The 423-nt window shown below is 54.1% G+C and carries 1 protein-coding gene; it reads left to right on the top strand.

Annotated features, from left to right (window positions below; translation table 11 throughout):
• Positions 1-303 (top strand): putative periplasmic lipoprotein (locus AC1RPG_RS08235; RefSeq protein ID WP_289860492.1); only part of this gene is annotated, 303 nt, incomplete at its 5' end.
• Positions 304-423: the final 120 nt, after the last annotated feature.

Below are 423 nucleotides of genomic sequence, written 5' to 3' on the forward strand. Positions count from 1 at the left end.
ATGAAGACGTTGACAATTGCGCTGATTTGTGCAACACTGCTGACTGCGTGTGGTACGACACCTCAAAAGGCCACGACGCCAGTTCTCGTGTCCGAAAAATCGAGTTTGAACATCGACCCGCAGGCAATAGCACCTTGTGGCCACCTGTCGAAACTCGACCCGTCGAAGAAATACGACGGGAAGGCGCAGACAGAGGCGATTGCCCAGTGGGCCAACGAACATGACGCATGCGACAATCGCTTTCAGGCTTTTGTGGCGCTCGTGACGCCGCTGCTGCGTATCAACGCGCCTGCTAGTAAATAAGATTTACAGCACCACCAATCAACCCCAAGAGGATCATAATGTCTGTTGCAGAAAACATGGAATTCCTGACGCCGGGCTCGGTGTGGACCCGAGACGCCGATGGCTCCATCGCCAAATTCC

It is taken from the genome of Dellaglioa sp. CoH-57-MRSF-18, from assembly GCF_056781995.1.